This is a genomic window from Nocardiopsis sp. FR4 (genome assembly GCF_009830945.1).
Taxonomy (GTDB): Bacteria; Actinomycetota; Actinomycetes; order Streptosporangiales; family Streptosporangiaceae; genus Nocardiopsis.
In genome coordinates this window covers 98,842-114,761 of record NZ_VWVV01000025.1, presented here as the reverse complement: position 1 = coordinate 114,761, position 15,920 = coordinate 98,842, and the positions used below count along the sequence as shown (strand labels likewise).

Sequence of the window (15,920 nt, the reverse complement as noted above, 5' to 3'; positions counted from 1 at the left end):
GTCGTGATCGAGGCGATGAAGATGGAGCAGCCGCTGAACGCGCACAAGGCCGGGACGGTGACCGGGCTGAAGATCGCCGCGGGCGAGACCGTGGGCAACGGCGCGGTGGTCTGCGAGATCAAGGACGCCTAGCGTCCGGGCCGGGCGGTCCAGGCCGCACGCCCACGGAGGGGGAGGCGCCGGTGCGGCGCCTCCCCCTCCGTGTTCCCCGCGCCCCGGGCCGCCCCCGGCGGCGGCCGCGACCTCGCGCTTCACCGCCCGCGCTCCCGGGCACAGGTTTCGTGAAGGCGCCTCCTCCATCCTGGCACCCATGTTCAACCACAGCAGATCCCCCGGCGGCACCGGAGACGCGGTGCCGCACCCCCTGCGGCGGACCTCCCGGATACTCGCCGCGCTGGCCGCGCTCGCCACCGCGCTCGTGCTGACCGTCACCGTGCAGGCGCCCGCGGAGGCCGCCATCGGATTCCCCGCCACCGCCGACCTCAACGGCCGCTCGGGCAAGTCCCTGACCGCGCCCGTGGTCAGGGTGGACATGTACCTCAGCGGACAGACCGTCAACGTGGTCTGCCAGGACCGCGGCGAACTCGCCTACGGCTCCTACATCTGGGACAGGACCACCGACGGCGTGTGGGTCCCCGACACCTACGTGAGGACCGGTTACAGCGGCTTCCACCCGAGCCTCCCCCGGTGCTCCGACATGGGCGGCGACGGCCGGACCTTCACCGCCAAGGCGGACCTGAACGGGCGCAGCTCCCCCTCGCTCAGCGCGCGCGTCGTCCAGGAGGACATGTACCGCAGCGGGCAGTCCCTCAACGTGGTCTGCCAGACCACGGGCGGCAACGCCTACGGGTCCACCATCTGGGACAAGACGAGCGACAACGTCTACGTCCCCGACCACTACGTCCAGACCGGTTACAGCGGCTTCCACCCGAGCCTCCCCCGGTGCCAGGACGGGGCCCCCGGTTCCCAGGGTTTCACCGCGAAGGTGGACCTGGCCGGGCGCGACGCCAGGAGCACCTCGGCCACCGAGGTCAAGACCTACCCCGCGGGCAGCGCCGTGAGCATCGTCTGCCAGGCGATCGGTGAGAACGCCTACGGCTCCAACATCTGGGACAAGACCAGCGACGGCCTCTGGGTCGCGGACCACTACGTGAAGACCGGGTACTCCACCTTCCACCCCGACCTGCCGCGCTGCGACGACGGCGGCTCCGGCGGCGGGGGCGGGAACTACACCGCGAAGGTGGACCTGGCCGGGCGCGACGCCAAGAAGACCTCGGCCACCGAGGTCAAGACCTACGCCGCGGGCAGCACGATCGACATCGTCTGCCAGGCCTACGGGGGCTACGCCTACGGCTCCTACATCTGGGACAAGACCAGCGACGGCCTGTGGGTGGCCGACCACTACGTCAAGACGGGCACCGACGGCTTCATCTCCGGCATGCCCCGGTGCGACAACGACCAGCCGACCCAGCCCGACGGCGGCACGGCCCCCGAGCCCGGGGACTGCAGCATGGGCCACGGGCGCATCAACGGCCCGCGCGGCTCCACCGCGGGCACCCGCCAGGAGAGGATCGACCGGGTGGTCAGCACGGCGCGCGCGATGACCGGGCGGGGCTACGAGTACTCCTGGGGCGCCGGCGGCAAGGGCGGCGTGGCCTGCGGCAGCGGGGCGATCAGCCCCGGCGGCTACAACGACTACAACCGCCTGGGCTTCGACTGCTCGGGGCTGACGCTGTACGCGTTCTGGAAGGGCGCGGGCATCGACATCGGCTCCTACACGACCGCGCAGTACCACAGCTCCTACGGCACCAAGATCCCCTTCGACCAGCGCCAGCCGGGCGACCTGATCTTCTGGGGGGCCAACGCCTCGGCGCACGTGGCCATCTACATCGGCGACGATCAGATGATCGAGGCGGCGCCGCCGCGCAACGGCAACAGCGTGCACGTCACCAGCGTCTACCAGGGCAACCAGCGCATGCCCTACGTGGTCCGCTACATCTAGACGGCTCTGACTGTTTCGTCCACGCCGAAGACCCTCTGTCCGCTGTGGCAGGATCTTCGGCGTGGACTTCCTCGTACTCGGCCCCCTGCGAGTGACGCACGGTGACGCCTCCGTGTCCCCCGGCCCCGCCAAGGACCGGGTCTTCCTCGGCGAGATGCTGGCGCACGCGGGCACCAGGGTCTCCGTGGCGCACCTGACCTCCGCCCTGTGGCCGGAGCGCCCGCCCGCCAACCCCGCCAACGCCGTCCAGGTCCGCGTCTCGCGCCTGAGGGCGATGCTGCGCTCCGTGGGCGGTCCGGAGGAGGTCCGCGAGATCCTGCGGACCGACTCGGGGGGCTACCTGCTCGCCCGCGGCCCGGGGGACCTGGAGCGGCTGAGGGAGACGGTCCGCTCGGCCGGGGAGTCCCCCGAGGCGCGTCGCGCGCTGGGGGAGGCCCTGGCGCTGTGGCGGGACGAGCCCTTCGCCGACGTACCGGACACCCCCTGCGTCGTGGCCGAGCGCGAGCGGGTCCGCGGTCTGCGGCTCACCGCGCTGGAGCTCTACACCGACCTGTGCCTGCGTGAGGGGGACCCGGGGGCCACCCTCGCCCTGGACCTGGTCGAACAGGCCGCGCTGCATCCCCTGCGGGAGTCCCTGCACGAGCGCCTCATCCGCCTCCTGCACGCCACCGGCCGGTCGGCGGAGGCCCTGGAGGCCTACGAGGGGCTGCGCCGGACCCTCGCCGAGGAACTGGGCTGCGACCCCGGGTCCAGGCTCCAGGAGCTGCACCAGCGGATCCTGCGGGAGCAGTACGCGGCGGCGCCGGAGGGCTCCGCGGCGCCAGCACGGGGCACCGGCGCCGGGGAGGCCCCCTCCCCTCCCCAGCACGCGTCGCCGCCCCCGCGCGCCCCGGAGCCCGCGCGGAGCAGGACCGGCCGGAGCGGCTCCCTCGGCGGCGCGGTCGTGGGCGCGTTCCTGAGCCTGGCGGTGCTGGCGCAGGCCGACGGTCCGGTGGAGCAGGGCCCCACGGCGGCCGAGGGCTCCGTCCGCCCCGTGCCGGGGGACAACTCCCGCTTCGACGGCGACATCACCTTCCCCGACGGAAGCCTGGTCGAACCGGGGCTGGAGTTCGTCAAGGTCTGGCAGATCAGCAACACGGGCTCGGTCCCGTGGCACGAGCGGTACCTGACCGCGCAGGAGGAGAGGCGCGTCGGCTCCTGCAACACCCCCGAACGCGTTCCCGTCCCGCCAGCCGCCCCCGGGGAGTCGGTGCTGGTGAGCGTCACCGTCACCGCCGCCTCGGAGCCGGGACAGTGCAAGGTGGTGTGGAAGATGACCGACGCGGACGGCAGGTTCTACTTCCCCCAGCTGAAGGGGATCTTCTTCGACGTCACGGTCACCGGGGAGGACGGACTCTGACCGGGGAGCGGGCCGCCGGGCCCCGGGCCCGCTCGGAGGAAACGGATGCCCGCTCGGAGCCCTCAGTGGCGTGGCAGCCTGGTCAGGTCGACGTCCAAGGCACAGGGGGGCACTGGCCGTGAGGCGTTTGCGGTACACGGTGAGGCCGCCGTACACGCCTCGAACGGGGTCGGGCTCGGACGTGATCCTCACCGCACCCGCCGGGGGGAAGACGCACCACAGTGCCCGTGTGGTGGACGATGTGGCGCCAGGGACAGGAAGTTGTCGGCGTTCACGTATGGAATAGGTAAGAAACGAACGTTATTGTCCTTGATCGTGACGAACATCTGGGGACTGACGCGACGGTGGCACATCGACCTGTGCCGCCGCGGCTGTCAGGCGTGTAGCTAGGTCCACGCGCGCCCGTCCGGGCAGCGCGCCGCACACCCTTTCCCGTCACCTTCCCCGGTGATAGCCCGACATTCCCCGAGCCGGAGCCCCGCGGAGCCGACCGCGCTCCGCGCGCCCCCTCCGGCTGCCTTCACCACCTCTGGAGTCCCTTCCGTGTCCGCACAGAGCACAGGTGCGCCCACAAGGCGCAGAACCCTCCGTTTCCCGTTCGCGGCCCAGGTCCTCACCGGTCTGGTCCTCGGCGTCCTGCTGGGCGTCGTCGCCCTCCAGATCGGCCCGGTCGGCGACGGTGAGCCCAACTGGCTCGCCGTCACCCTCCAGACCATCGGCTCGACCTTCGTCACGCTGCTGCGGACGATCGTGCCGCCGCTGATCGTCCTGGCCGTCATCTCCTCCATCGCCAACCTGCGCAACGTGACCAACGCGGCGCGGCTGGCCTGGAAGACCCTGCTGTGGTTCGCCGGCACCGCCCTGATCGCGGTGGCCATCGGCATCACCCTGGGCCTGGTCCTCCGGCCCGGCGTCAACAGCGCCGTGGACGCCTCCACCGCCGCCGAGCCCTCCGGCACCGGTTCCTGGATGGCCTTCATCGAGAGCATCGTCCCGGCCAACTTCCTGGGCCTGGGCGCCAGCGCCTCCGCCGCCGACGACGGCTCCCTCAGCGCCTCGCTGGAGTTCAACGTCCTCCAGCTGATCGTCATCGCCATCGTGCTGGGCATCGCGGCGGTCAAGGTCGGCAAGGCCGCCGAGCCCTTCATCGCCTTCGCCGACTCCGCCCTGCAGGTCGTGCTCAAGGCCCTGTGGTGGGTCATCCGCCTGGCCCCGATCGGCACCGTGGGCCTGCTGGGCAACGCCGTGTACAGCTACGGCTGGACCACGATCGGCGCCCTCGGCAAGTACGCGCTGACCGTCTACATCGGCCTGGCGCTGGTGCTGTTCGTCGTCTACCCGCTGCTCACCCGCCTCAACGGCCTGTCCCCGGTGAAGTACTTCAGCGGCGTGTGGCCCGCGGTGCAGCTGGCCTTCGTCTCCCGCTCCTCGATGGGCACCCTGCCCGTCACCCAGCGGGTCACCGAGCAGAACCTGGGCGTTCCGCGCTACTACTCCGCGTTCGCCGTGCCGTTCGGCGCCACCACCAAGATGGACGGCTGCGCCGCCGTCTACCCGGCGATCTCGGCGATCTTCATCGCCCAGTTCTTCCCGGGGATCAGCCTCGGCCCGACCGACTACCTGCTGATCGTCTTCGTGTCGGTGATCGGCTCGGCCGCGACCGCCGGGACCACCGGCGCGACCGTCATGCTGACCCTGACCCTGTCCACGCTGGGCCTGCCCCTGGAGGGCGTGGGCCTGCTGCTGGCCGTCGACCCGATCCTGGACATGGGCCGCACCGCGGTCAACGTCGCCGGCCAGGCGCTGGTCCCGGCCATCGTCGCCAAGCGCGAGGGCATCATGGACCTGGCCCGCTACGACGCGCCGCGCGACGCCTCCGGGTTCGTTCCCCTGGACGAGCCGCACGCCGACGCCGGAACCGAGGCCGCCGCCGAGGACCCGGACACCGCCAAGGTGCCCGCCACGGCCCCCGGCAGGGGCTGAGGCACCGCCCCCCGCCCGGCGCGGCGGCCCGTCGGAACCCTCCGGCGGGCCGCCGCGCCGTAGGGTGGCGGTGAGATCGCGCACACCGGGAACCACGCGGGGCACCCGTTCGTCCTTGTGGTGAGGGAGGCGAGAGGAACCATCATGCTGCGCCGCTTGGTAACACCCACTGTGCTGACCGCCGGGATCACGGCGGCGGTGCTGAGCGCCGCGGCGGCGCCCGCCGCGGCCGACACCCAGCCCCAACTACCGGACACCCAGGACGTCGTCGACGAGCTCCAGGGCGACGGCGTCTACATCGAACCGAGCATCGACCAGATCCCGGCCTCGGACGAGGGGGCCCTGGAGGCGGCCTCCGCGGGCTCCGACGTTCCCGTGTACTACGTGATCATCCCGTCGGGCAACGCCACCTCGGAAGCCGGTGTCGAAGCCTTCATGGACCCCGTCATGGCGGAGGTCGGCGACGGAGTGTACGGCGTGCTCTCCGGCTCCGACCGCTTCTTCGTCACCTCCCCGAACGTCGAGGAGACCGGTGCGATCCGCGAGACCGCACTGGCCAACGGGAACCAGAACCCGATCGACACCCTCGTGGCCGTTCCCGAGGCGGTCGACCAGGTGGAGCAGTCCGAGCAGGCGGGCGCGACCTCCGGCCTGGTACTGCTGGCCCTGCTGCTGGTGATCGTCGCCGCGGGCGGCTGGTTCGTCTACAACAGCCGCAAGAAGCGCGAGGCCGAGAAGGCCAAGCAGCTCCAGGAGATCAAGCAGATGGCCACCGAGGACGTCGTCCGCCTCGGCGAGGACGTCGCCCGCCTGGAGATCGACGTGTCCAAGGTCGACGACGCCACCCGCGAGGACTACTCCCGGGCCATGGACGCCTACGACCAGGCCAAGTCCCTGCTGGACACCATCCGCGAGCCCGAGCAGGTCAGGATGGTCACCGGTGCCCTGGAGGACGGCCGCTACTACATGACCGCCACCCGGGCCCGCATGAACGGCGACCCGGTGCCCGAGCGACGCGGCCCCTGTTTCTTCAACCCGCAGCACGGCCCGTCCGTGGAGGACGTGGTCTGGGCCCCGCCGGGCGGCGCGCCGCGCTCGGTCACCGCATGCGCGACCTGCGCCCAGGCGGTGCGCACCGGCGGCCAGCCGGACGTGCGCCTGGTCGAGGTGGACGGCGAGCGCCGCCCGTACTACGACGCCGGTCCGGCCTACTCGCCCTACGCCAGCGGCTACTTCGGCATGAACATGATGATGGGCATGTTCACCGGGATGATGATGGGCTCCATGATGGGGTCGATGATGGGCATGGGCATGGGCATGGGCGCCGGGGACGTCGGCGCCGAGGGCGACTTCGGCGGCGGGGAGGACTTCGGCGGCGGAGGCGACTTCGGGGACTTCGGCGGCTTCGACTTCTGATCCCGCGTACGCGAAGGGCCCCGGGCGACCGCCCGGGGCCCTTCGCGCGGGTGGAGCAGGCGGGGCGCGGCGGGACCGCGCGGCCCCGCTCAGGAGGCGGCCGCCTCCGCGTGCCGCTCCCCGATCCACCGCGCCACGGCCTCGGCGGTCTCCCGGGGCTCGGCGAGGGTGGTGTCGACCAGGGTGACCGGGGGCCGCAGGCGCGGGGCCTCCTCGGCCAGCCAGGCGGCGAACTCCAGGTTCTCCCGGATCCGCTCCTCGTCCCACTCGCGCCAGGCGGGCCGGGCCCGCAGCCGCTCGGCCAGGGCCCGCGGCTCACAGGTCAGCGCGAGGTAGTGGATGCCGGTGAACAGGGCGCGCTCGGGCAGCGGCTCGAACTCCGGGGGCACCACGGTCCCGCACAGCACGACGGGCCGCCCGCTCTGCTGGACCATGGCCGCCGTACGCAGCCAGGTGGACCGGAACAGCCGGTGGTGGTCGGCGGGATCGCGGAGCCCGCCGACCCACAGGAGGTCCTGTTCGAGGACCACGAAGCGGTCCCGGAGCCGTTCCAGCAGCATTCCGGCGATGGTGGACTTGCCGGTGCCGCTGGGCCCGGAGACGCAGTACAGCGGCAGGCGCAGGAACGGCCGGGTGCGGCCGCAGGACGCGCAGCGCAGCACCGAGGCCCCCGCGGCGGTGTCGGGGGTCTCGTCCAGCTCCCCGCAGTGGACGCAGATCAGCGGGTGCACGGGTGTCCTTGACGGGGTGGGTTCAGGGCCGGATCAGTCGAAGAGTTGTTCCAGGAAGCCCTTGCGGCGGCCGCGGTAGGGACGGGGCGAGTCCCGGTAACCGCCGCCGTAGCCGCGCGGCGAGTCCGGGTAGCCGCCCCGGTAGCCGTGGGGCGAGTCGGGGTAGCCGCCGCGGGGGTAGCCCGGAGCCGCCGGCGGCGCCTGCTGGGGGTAGGCGGGCGGCGGGGCCTGCTGCGGGTACGCGGGCCGGGGGGCCTGGGGGTCCGGGGGCGGAACGGAGCCGTAGTGGCGCTGTTCGGCCTCCATGATGCGTTCCAGCTCGCCGCGGTCGAGGAAGATGCCCTGGCATCCGTCACACCGGTCGATGTGGACGCCCTGGCGGTCGAACGTGCGCATGGTGCTTTGACACTTGGGACAGATCACGAAAAGACGTTACTCGATTCACGTCGGATTCGGGTAAGGGGCGGGGGCACACGGGGTCGCGGGGCCCACCGCGAGCGCCTTGGCCGAGCGCTCGGCGGGCCCCGGGCCGGGCGGGGCCTACTCCGGGGAGGCCAGCATCAGGGAGCGGGCCGCCTCGGTGACGCTGCCCGACAGCGACGGGTACACCGAGAAGGTGTGCGCGAGGTCGTCCACGGTCAGGCGCTGCTGGACGGCGATGGACACGCCCAGGATGAGCTCGCTGGCGCGCGGGCCGACGATGACCCCGCCCAGCACGATGCCCGTGTGCTGGCGGCAGATCAGCTTGACGAAGCCGTCCTTGACCTCGTTCATCTTGGCGCGGGGGTTGGTGTTGAGCGGCAGGGTGACCGACCGGCCGTCGATGCGGCCGCTGCGCACGTCGTCCTCGCTGGCGCCCACCGACGCCAGTTCGGGGTGGGTGAACACGGTGGAGGCCACGGTGGAGAGCTTGAGGGGGGCGACCGCCTCGCCGAGCGCGTGCCACATGGCGATGCGGCCCTGCATGGCGGCCACGGAGGCCAGCATGTTCACCCCGGTGCAGTCGCCCGCGGCGTAGACGCCGGGGACGGTGGTGCGCGAGACCCGGTCCACCTCGACGAACCCGCCGCCGCCCAGGCGGACCCCGGCCTCCTCCAGGCCCAGGCCCTCGGTGTTGGGGATCATGCCGACCGTCATCAGGCAGTGGCTGCCCTCCACGGTGCGCCCGTCGGAGAGGGTGACGAGCACCCCGTCCCCGGTGCGCTCGACCGACTCGGCGCGCGTGCGGTTGAGGACGGTCATGCCTCGGCGCATGAAGACCTCCTCCAGCACCTCGGCGGCGTCGGGGTCCTGGGTGGGCATGACCCGGTCCCGCGAGGAGACCAGGGTGACGTTGGAGCCCAGGGACTGGTAGGCGCTGGCGAACTCGGCGCCGGTGACGCCGGAGCCGACCACGATGAGCTTCTCGGGCAGCTTCTCCATGTCGTAGAGGTGGCGCCAGGTGAGGATCCGCTCGCCGTCGGGTTTGGCGGAGGCCAGTTCGCGGGGGTGGGCGCCCGTGGCGATGAGGACGACGTCGGCGCGCAGGCGCTGCTCGCCCACGGCGACGATGTGCGGGTCGACCAGGCGGGCCTCGCCGCTGATCACCTCCACGCCCTCCTTGACCAGGCGGGCCCGGGTGTCCTCGGACTGCGCTCTGGCCAGGCGCTTGATCCGGGAGTTCATCTGGTCGGTGTCCACCTCGACCGCGGCCTTGTCGTGCGCGTCCGGGATGTGGATGCCGAGGTCCTCGGACTCGCGTACGTACGTGGTGCGGGTGGACGTGGCGATCAGGCTCTTGGAGGGAACGCAGTCGGTCAGGACGCAGGCGCCGCCGATTCCGTCGCGTTCCACCACCGTCACGTCGGCGCCCAGCTGCGCTGCGACCAGCGCCGCCTCGTAGCCCCCGGGCCCGCCACCGATGATCACGACCTTCGTCACGCTGCCTCACTCCCTCTGCGGCTGGGCCGCCACGCGCGTTTCGCGTCCGGGCGATATGCGGGCATGGCGGGGCACCACCTGGTTTTCTCGCTTCCTCCCATTGTCGACCATGCCGACCGGCGGAAATAGCAGGCACCCCGCACCAAGCGGTCTACCATGTTGCCCGTGTCCATCTACGCGGCGTACGGAACCAATCTCGACCCCGGTCAGATGGCCCGGCGGGCCCCCCGCTCACCCCTGCTGACCACGGGTTGGCTGGAGGGATGGCGGCTGACCTTCGGGGAGGGGCTGCCGGTACCCGGGGGCGCGCTGGCGACCCTGGCCGAGGATCCCGGGCAGCGGGTCTTCGTGGCGCTGTACGACCTCATGGAATGGGACGAACCCCACCTGGACTCCTGGGAGGGCGCCGCGGAGGCGCCGCGCGGCGGGCGGGGGTCCTGGGCGGCGGCGGGCAGCGGCCGCTCCTACCGGAAGATGACCGTGCGCGCGCGGACCGCCGACCGGGGCACGGTGGTGGCGTGGGCCTACGTGCTGGACGGCTACGAGGGCGGCAGGCCCTCGGCGCTGCAGCTGGGCCAGCTGGCGGTGGCCGCCGAGAAGGCGGGTGCGCCCGCGTGGTACGTCTCCGACCTGCTCTCCCGGGACTGTCTGCCCACCGACCTCTGAGAACGGGGATCCGGACACACGGGTCCGCGCCTACGGGGCGTTCCGGCTGACCGCGGGTAGCATCCGTCGTGTGATGGAACGAGAGCAGCGGCCGAGGACGACCAGTGGCGCCAAGGAGCTGGCGGCCAGCGCGGCGCACGAGCTCCTCTCCCGCACGGGTGCCGACAGCTTCGACGCGCTGGTGGTGCTCGGCTCCGGGTGGACGGGGGCGGTGGACACGCTGGGCTCGTACGACATCGAGTTCGACGTCACCGAACTGCCCGGCTTCCGCGCGCCCTCGGCGGAGGGGCACTCCCCCAAGGTCCGCAGCATGTGGGTGGGCGACAAGCGCGTGGTGGTGTTCATGGGTCGGATCCACCTCTACGAGGGCTACGACCCGCTGGAGGTCACCCACGCCGTGCGCACGGGCCTGGCGGCGGGTGCCACGATCGCCGTGCTGACGGGCTCGGCCGGATCGCTGCGCACCGACTTCTCACCGGGACAGCCCGTGGTCGTGCGGGACCACATCAACCTGACCGCGCGCTCCCCGCTCACCGGTCCCTCGTTCGTGGACCTGTCCTCGGCCTACAGCCCCCGGCTGCGCCAGGTGGTCCGCGAGGTGGACGTGACCCTCACCGAGGGCGTGTACGTGGCGACGGTCGGGCCGCAGACGCAGACCCCGTCGGAGTTGAAGGTGCTGCGCCAGGCGGGCGCGGACCTGGTGGGGCACTCGGTGGCCCTGGAGACCGTGGCCGCGGTGGAGATGGGCGCCGAGGTGCTGGGGCTGGCGATGGTCAGCAACGACGCCGTGGGGGCGGTGTTCGAGCCCTTCGAGGCCGAGCGCGCCCTGGAGGTCGTCACACAGCGCGCCCGCCGGGTGGGCGAACTCCTCAACCGGGTGCTCACCCAGGCCTGAACCGGCTTCCCCAGGGCGTCCGGGGAGACGGGAGCCCCGTCGGTGCCGTGGGCACGCACCCGGTGCGCCGGATCGGGTCCGGCGTCGGGAGGGAGGGCTTCGCCCCCGGGGCCCGTGCGCGTGACCGCTCGTGAGCGGTGGTGTGTTGGGGCGCCTCCGGCCGGACCGTGTCGGTACCGGCGTGGCGAGCGTACACCCCGAGGCCAGGGGTGGACGGTACCGGCCGCGGTCCGGCCGGAGGCAGTGCTTGCCCCGGTGCCCCGCGTCGCGCGGAATCCCCGCAGATCCCGTTGGACTCGCGACCCGGGCACCTTTCTTCTCTTCTTCCCGTTATTCAGTTGAACCGCGCGCGTCACCCTCGGGGACCCTCCGGGCGGATGGCCATCCGCGCGAAACCCGTCCGACCCGAACCGCCCCCTTAGGTATGCCTTACCTAATCAGAAGTCCGGGTGCGCGTCAACCCCCTCGCCCGGAAACACCGGACCCGGCCGCGCACGGCGGGCCGGGTCGGATCCGGGAGCGGGGAGGTCCTCAGACCAGCAGGAGCACCGCCACGACGAACACCGCGGTCGCGGTCAGGACCACGATCACCTCCAGCGGGACCATGGTCTGCGGCTCGTCCCCGGCGCCCAGGGCGGCCGGTCCGGCCTCGTCCGCGTCGCGGACCGGGCCGCTGAGCGGCCGGGCCTTGTACCGCTCGGCGTCCCGGCGCAGCTGCCGGGCGACCAGGTCCACCGGCCGCATGGCGGCGGGGTTGTCGTCGTCCTCCCCCGGGTCCGCGTAGCCCGCGTCCCGGCGCATGTTGTCCCGGACCCGGTGGCGCTTGGTCTCGCGCAGCGGCCAGGACCGCACGATCCGCCCCGGGGTGTGCACCCGCAGGACGTCGGTGACGTCCACCCAGACCACCGCGGTCCAGGGCACGAAGGTCTCGCGCAGCGGGTTGACCATCCGCAGGCCGCGCTCGGTGGAGACCACGCGCGGGCGCAGCCAGGCCAGGTGGACCACGGAGACCGAGGCGACCAGCACGGCCGCCGCGATCCAGGCCTCGCGGCCCTCCCCCCGCCAGAGGACGTCCAGCAGCAGGAGCGCGGCCACGACGATCCACACGATCGCCGCCACCCGGGTGAAGGTGGAGTAGTGGGTGGTGGGGCGGGGTCTGTCCATCAGGCGGTCGCCCACTTCAACTGCGCGAAGCCCGGTTTGATGATGCCGTTGATCAGCGCCAGGCGCTCGTCGAAGGGCAGGAAGGCCGACTTCATGGCGTTGACCGTGAACCACTGCAGGTCGTCCCAGCCGTAGCCGAAGGCCGCGGAGAGCCTGGCGAACTCCTCCGACAGGCTGGTCCCGCTCTGGAGGCGGTTGTCGGTGTTGACCGTGACCCGGAAGCGCAGGTCGCGCAGGAGCCCGATGGGGTGCTCGGCGATCGACTCGGCCGCACCGGTCTGCACGTTGGAGCTGGGGCACATCTCCAGTGGTACCCGCTTGTCGCGCACGTACTGGGCCAGGCGGCCCAGCCGGGGGGCGCCGTCGCCGGTGGTGATGTCGTCGATGATGCGCACGCCGTGGCCCAGGCGGTCGCACCCGCACCACTGCAGGGCCTCCCAGATGGACGGCAGGCCGAAGGCCTCGCCCGCGTGGATGGTGAAGTGGAAGTTCTCCCGGCGCAGGTACTCGAAGGCGTCCAGGTGGCGGGTGGGCGGGTTGCCCGCCTCGGCGCCGGCGATGTCGAACCCGGACACGCCCGCGTCCCGGTAGCGCACCGCCAGCTCGGCGATCTCCGAGGAGCGCGCGGCGTGCCGCATGGCGGTGACCAGCTGGCCGGTACGGATGGCGTGCCCCTGGTCCGCCGCGCGCTTGCACCCCAGTTCCAGGCCCTCCTGGACGGCCTCGACGACCTCCTCCAGGGTGAGCCCCGCCTCCAGGTGCTGCTCGGGGGCGTAGCGCTGCTCGGCGTAGACCACGCCGTCGGCGGCCAGGTCCTCGACCGCCTCCGCGGCCACCCGGACGAGGGCGTCCCGGGTCTGCATGACCGCCGTGGTGTGCGCGAAGGTCTCCAGGTAGCGCTCCAGGGAGCCGGAGTCGGAGGCCTCGCGGAACCACCGGCCCAGCTCCTCCGGGTCGTAGGTGGGCAGGCCGGTGTAGCCGGTCTCCCTGGCCAGTTCCACGACGGTGGCCGGGCGCAGACCGCCGTCGAGGTGGTCGTGCAGGAGCACCTTCGGCGCCCGTCGGATCTGCTCAACTGTGAGTGGCTGGTTCATGGACTCAGGATGCCACCGGCCGGAGGGGAGGCCCGCCAGGTCACGGCGAAGTTGCCCGGAATCCGGCAGATTCGGACCGGCCGCACGCGGCCGCCCGGACGTTCAGGCCAGTGCCTCCTCGCTGTCCATCCGGTCCCCGGAGCCCCGCAGCTGCGCCAGCGCGGTCAGGGCGGTGGTGGCCATGAAGCGGGTGCCCGTGCCGATGGCGCGCTCGTCCACGTCGAAGGTGCCCCGGTGCAGGTCCAGCATGGGACCCGTCCAGTCCGGGGAGTGGGTGCCCAGGCGGGCCAGCGCGCCGGGCACGTTCTCCAGGTACCAGGCGAAGTCCTCGCCGCCCAGGCTCTGCGGGGTGGGGGCCACCGCCTCCGGGCCCAGGGCCGAGGTGACCGCCTCGCGCATGATGTCCACGCTGCCCGCCTCGTTGATGGTGGGCGGCACGCCCCTGCGGTAGGTCACCTCCGCCTCGGCCCCGTAGGCGGAGGCCACCGACTCCACCAGGCCCTTGACGATGTCGGGGGCCGCGTGCCAGGCCTCGTCGTCCAGGCAGCGCACGGTGCCCTCGGCCACGGCGTCGTCGGGGATGACGTTGGGCGCCGACCCCGCGCTGATCCGCCCCCACACCAGGCTGAACCCGGCCCGGGGGTCGATGCGCCGGGACAGCGCGGCGGGCAGCTCGGTGACGACCTTGCCCAGCGCGTAGACGAGGTCGGAGGTCAGGTGGGGGCGGGCGGTGTGCCCGCCCGGGCCCGACAGGCGGACCATGAGCTGGTCGCAGGCGGCGGTGATGCCGCCGGTGCGCAGCCCGACCCGGCCGGCCATCAGGCGGGGGTCGCAGTGCAGGGCGAAGACGCGGTCCACGCCCTTCATGGCACCGGCGTTGAGCACCTCCACGGCGCCGCCGGGGAGTTCCTCGGCGGGCTGGAAGACGAGCCGGACCCGGCCGGGCAGGGCCCCGGCCCTGTCCAGCTGGGCGAGGAAGATCCCCGCCCCCAGCACGACCGTGGTGTGCACGTCGTGCCCGCAGGCGTGGGCGACCCCCGGCACGGTGGACCGGTAGGGGACGTCCTTCTCGTCGGTCAGGGGGAGCGCGTCGATGTCGGCGCGCAGGGCGACCAGGGGACCTTCGCCGGAACCGACGTCGCAGACCAGGCCGGTCCCCTGGGGCAGTTCCTGCGGTTGCAGGCCGGCGGCGCGCAGGCGCTCGGCGATCCGGCCCGTGGTGCGGTGCTCGGCGAAGGCGAGTTCGGGGTGCATGTGGAGGTCCCGGCGGAAGCCGCTCAGATCCCGCCCATGGCGCGCCAGGAAGGCGGTCAACTGTTCCGGCAGGTCACGTCCCTGCATGCGAGGGTCCCCTCTTCTCCACGTCTACCGCGCGCCGGCTCCGTCGCCGACGCCGACCCGTGCGCGGGCGGGACCGCCGTGCAGCTCGGCGGCGAGCATGTCCACGACGTCGTCGAGGGAGCCGCCCTCGGCGATGACCGCGCGCTGCCGCTCGTAGGAGGCACCCTTGTCCAGGATCTCGGAGATCAGGTCCAGGTCCTCGGCGCAGCCCAGGCGGGCCGCGACCGGTTTCAGCTCGCGGACCAGCTCGTACAGGTCGTCCCGCAGCGGAACGGTGGTTCCGTGCGAGTCCGTGATGACACGAGCGTCGAGTCCGTAGCGGGTGGCCCGCCACTTGTTGTCCTTCACCACCCAGGACGGCGGGCTGGGCAGACCGTACCCGCGGTCGAGCTGGTGATCGAACAGCTCCACCAGGCTCTGGGAGAGCGCCGCGGCCATTCCCACCTCGCGCAGGGTGGGAATCCCGTCGAACATCCGGATCTCGACGGTGCCGAAATCCGGGTGCGGACGGATGTCCCACCACACTTCCTTGATAGAGGCGATGGTACCCGCCTTGAGAAGCGTTTCGAGGTATTCCTCGAAAGCGGCCCAGTGCGGCAGGTTCGGCGGCGGCCCCGAGGTCGGGAGGGTTCCGAAGATCACGGAACGGGAGGAGGCCAGCCCGGTGTCCTGGCCGCCCCAGTAGGGGCTGGAGGCGGTCAGGGCGAGGAAGTGGGGCAGGTACCGGGCCAGGGCGTTGACCATGGGGATGGCCTTGTCCCTGCCGCGCACCCCCACGTGGACGTGGACACCGCAGGTCAGGATGCGCCGGACCAGCCACTGCATGTTCTCGATGAGCTCCCCGTAGCGCTTGCCGGGGCTGATCTCCTGGTCCCGCCAGTCGTCGATGGGATGGGTTCCGGAGCAGATCAGCGTGGTCCCCCAGGGCGCCAGCACCTCGCGCATCCGGTCGATGCTGGCGCTCAGGTCGCCCCTGGCCTCCTCGACCGTCTCGCAGATCCCGGTCACGACCTCGACCTGGGACTGCATGAGCTCGTGGCGCAGCGGGGGCGCATCGACGTCCGAGCTGAGTTCGGGCAGTTCGGAGAGGAGCTTCTGTGCCTGCTGCCTCAGGTGACGACTGCGCTGGTCGACGAGTTGGAGTTCCCACTCCACGCCGATCGTCGCACGCTCGGACGCGTTGAATGCGATTGCCATCTGCCCTCCGAAGGGGGTGTTTGTCGGCTTTTGTGACCGACGCACCGTCGTGTCCCGGAGGAACCGGTCGACCGGGACAGGGGAGGACTACCCCTCACGCCCCGTACACATA

General features: G+C 72.2%; 14 protein-coding genes. 7 read left to right on the top strand and 7 right to left on the bottom strand.

The features are described from left to right. The 5 genes from FYW95_RS20750 to FYW95_RS20730 form a co-directional block, all read left to right on the top strand. A partial coding sequence (locus FYW95_RS20750) for a biotin/lipoyl-containing protein (RefSeq protein WP_159943853.1) occupies nt 1-132 on the top strand: 132 nt, incomplete at its 5' end. A gap of 178 nt (nt 133-310) precedes the next feature. Beyond that, the gene (locus FYW95_RS20745; protein WP_159943854.1) at nt 311-2,002 is read left to right on the top strand and encodes an NlpC/P60 family protein; all 1,692 of its coding nucleotides are present in this window, start codon (nt 311-313) and stop codon (nt 2,000-2,002) included. Between the two features lie 61 nt (nt 2,003-2,063). Next, nucleotides 2,064-3,401: a BTAD domain-containing putative transcriptional regulator gene (locus tag FYW95_RS20740; RefSeq protein ID WP_159943855.1), complete on the top strand. Its 1,338-nt coding sequence runs from the start codon at nt 2,064-2,066 to the stop codon at nt 3,399-3,401. A 543-nt stretch (nt 3,402-3,944) separates the two neighbouring features. Beyond that, nucleotides 3,945-5,384 (top strand): dicarboxylate/amino acid:cation symporter, encoded by a 1,440-nt coding sequence (locus FYW95_RS20735; protein ID WP_159943856.1) that lies wholly within the window; start codon nt 3,945-3,947, stop codon nt 5,382-5,384. A 171-nt stretch (nt 5,385-5,555) separates the two neighbouring features. Continuing rightward, nucleotides 5,556-6,800 carry a chemotaxis protein CheA gene (locus tag FYW95_RS20730; RefSeq protein ID WP_159943939.1) on the top strand — a complete coding sequence of 415 codons (1,245 nt, stop codon included), beginning with the start codon at nt 5,556-5,558 and terminating at the stop codon, nt 6,798-6,800. An 89-nt stretch (nt 6,801-6,889) separates the two neighbouring features. On the opposite strand, the gene FYW95_RS20725 is transcribed toward FYW95_RS20730, so the two are convergent. The 3 genes from FYW95_RS20725 to FYW95_RS20715 all read right to left on the bottom strand — a co-directional run bounded on the left by FYW95_RS20725 (nt 6,890) and on the right by FYW95_RS20715 (nt 9,451). Next, nucleotides 6,890-7,531 (bottom strand): AAA family ATPase, encoded by a 642-nt coding sequence (locus FYW95_RS20725; RefSeq protein WP_159943857.1) that lies wholly within the window; start codon nt 7,529-7,531, stop codon nt 6,890-6,892. A 33-nt stretch (nt 7,532-7,564) separates the two neighbouring features. Continuing rightward, entirely contained in the window at nt 7,565-7,927 is a 363-nt protein-coding gene (locus FYW95_RS20720; RefSeq protein ID WP_236567911.1) for a TFIIB-type zinc ribbon-containing protein, read from the bottom strand. A gap of 144 nt (nt 7,928-8,071) precedes the next feature. Beyond that, nucleotides 8,072-9,451, bottom strand: a complete 1,380-nt coding sequence (locus FYW95_RS20715) for an NAD(P)H-quinone dehydrogenase (protein WP_159943859.1) — start codon at nt 9,449-9,451, stop codon at nt 8,072-8,074. Between the two features lie 165 nt (nt 9,452-9,616). On the opposite strand from FYW95_RS20715, the gene FYW95_RS20710 reads away from it, so the two are divergent. Together FYW95_RS20710 and FYW95_RS20705 are read left to right on the top strand one after the other, a co-directional pair. Then, a complete protein-coding gene (locus FYW95_RS20710) occupies nt 9,617-10,117 on the top strand; it encodes a gamma-glutamylcyclotransferase (RefSeq protein WP_201294959.1) in 501 nt (166 codons plus the stop codon). A gap of 73 nt (nt 10,118-10,190) precedes the next feature. Next, entirely contained in the window at nt 10,191-11,012 is an 822-nt protein-coding gene (locus FYW95_RS20705) for a purine-nucleoside phosphorylase (RefSeq protein ID WP_370462413.1), read from the top strand. A 531-nt stretch (nt 11,013-11,543) separates the two neighbouring features. Here the strand turns inward: FYW95_RS20705 and FYW95_RS20700 are convergent. From FYW95_RS20700 to FYW95_RS20685, 4 genes are all read right to left on the bottom strand, one after another. Then, complete coding sequence (locus FYW95_RS20700) at nt 11,544-12,191, bottom strand: PH domain-containing protein (protein ID WP_159943862.1); 648 nt, start codon at nt 12,189-12,191, stop codon at nt 11,544-11,546. Continuing rightward, nucleotides 12,176-13,270: an adenosine deaminase gene (locus tag FYW95_RS20695; protein ID WP_159943863.1), complete on the bottom strand. Its 1,095-nt coding sequence runs from the start codon at nt 13,268-13,270 to the stop codon at nt 12,176-12,178. Before FYW95_RS20695 ends, FYW95_RS20700 begins: the two co-directional genes overlap by 16 nt. Before the next feature lie 102 nt (nt 13,271-13,372). Continuing rightward, nucleotides 13,373-14,611 (bottom strand): M20 family metallopeptidase, encoded by a 1,239-nt coding sequence (locus FYW95_RS20690; RefSeq protein WP_159943864.1) that lies wholly within the window; start codon nt 14,609-14,611, stop codon nt 13,373-13,375. 24 nt (nt 14,612-14,635) lie between these two features. Next, nucleotides 14,636-15,808 (bottom strand): glutamate--cysteine ligase, encoded by a 1,173-nt coding sequence (locus FYW95_RS20685; protein ID WP_159943865.1) that lies wholly within the window; start codon nt 15,806-15,808, stop codon nt 14,636-14,638. Nucleotides 15,809-15,920: the final 112 nt, after the last annotated feature.

Bases quoted from the DNA above. Each gene is read 5' to 3' on its own strand.
- FYW95_RS20745 (WP_159943854.1), top strand. From the start codon at position 311: ATGTTCAACCACAGCAGATCCCCCGGCGGCACCGGAGACGCGGTGCCG.
- FYW95_RS20720 (WP_236567911.1), bottom strand. From the start codon at position 7,927: ATGCGCACGTTCGACCGCCAGGGCGTCCACATCGACCGGTGTGACGGA.
- FYW95_RS20705 (WP_370462413.1), top strand. From the start codon at position 10,191: ATGGAACGAGAGCAGCGGCCGAGGACGACCAGTGGCGCCAAGGAGCTG.
- FYW95_RS20695 (WP_159943863.1), bottom strand. From the start codon at position 13,270: ATGAACCAGCCACTCACAGTTGAGCAGATCCGACGGGCGCCGAAGGTG.
- FYW95_RS20690 (WP_159943864.1), bottom strand. From the start codon at position 14,611: ATGCAGGGACGTGACCTGCCGGAACAGTTGACCGCCTTCCTGGCGCGC.
- FYW95_RS20685 (WP_159943865.1), bottom strand. From the start codon at position 15,808: ATGGCAATCGCATTCAACGCGTCCGAGCGTGCGACGATCGGCGTGGAG.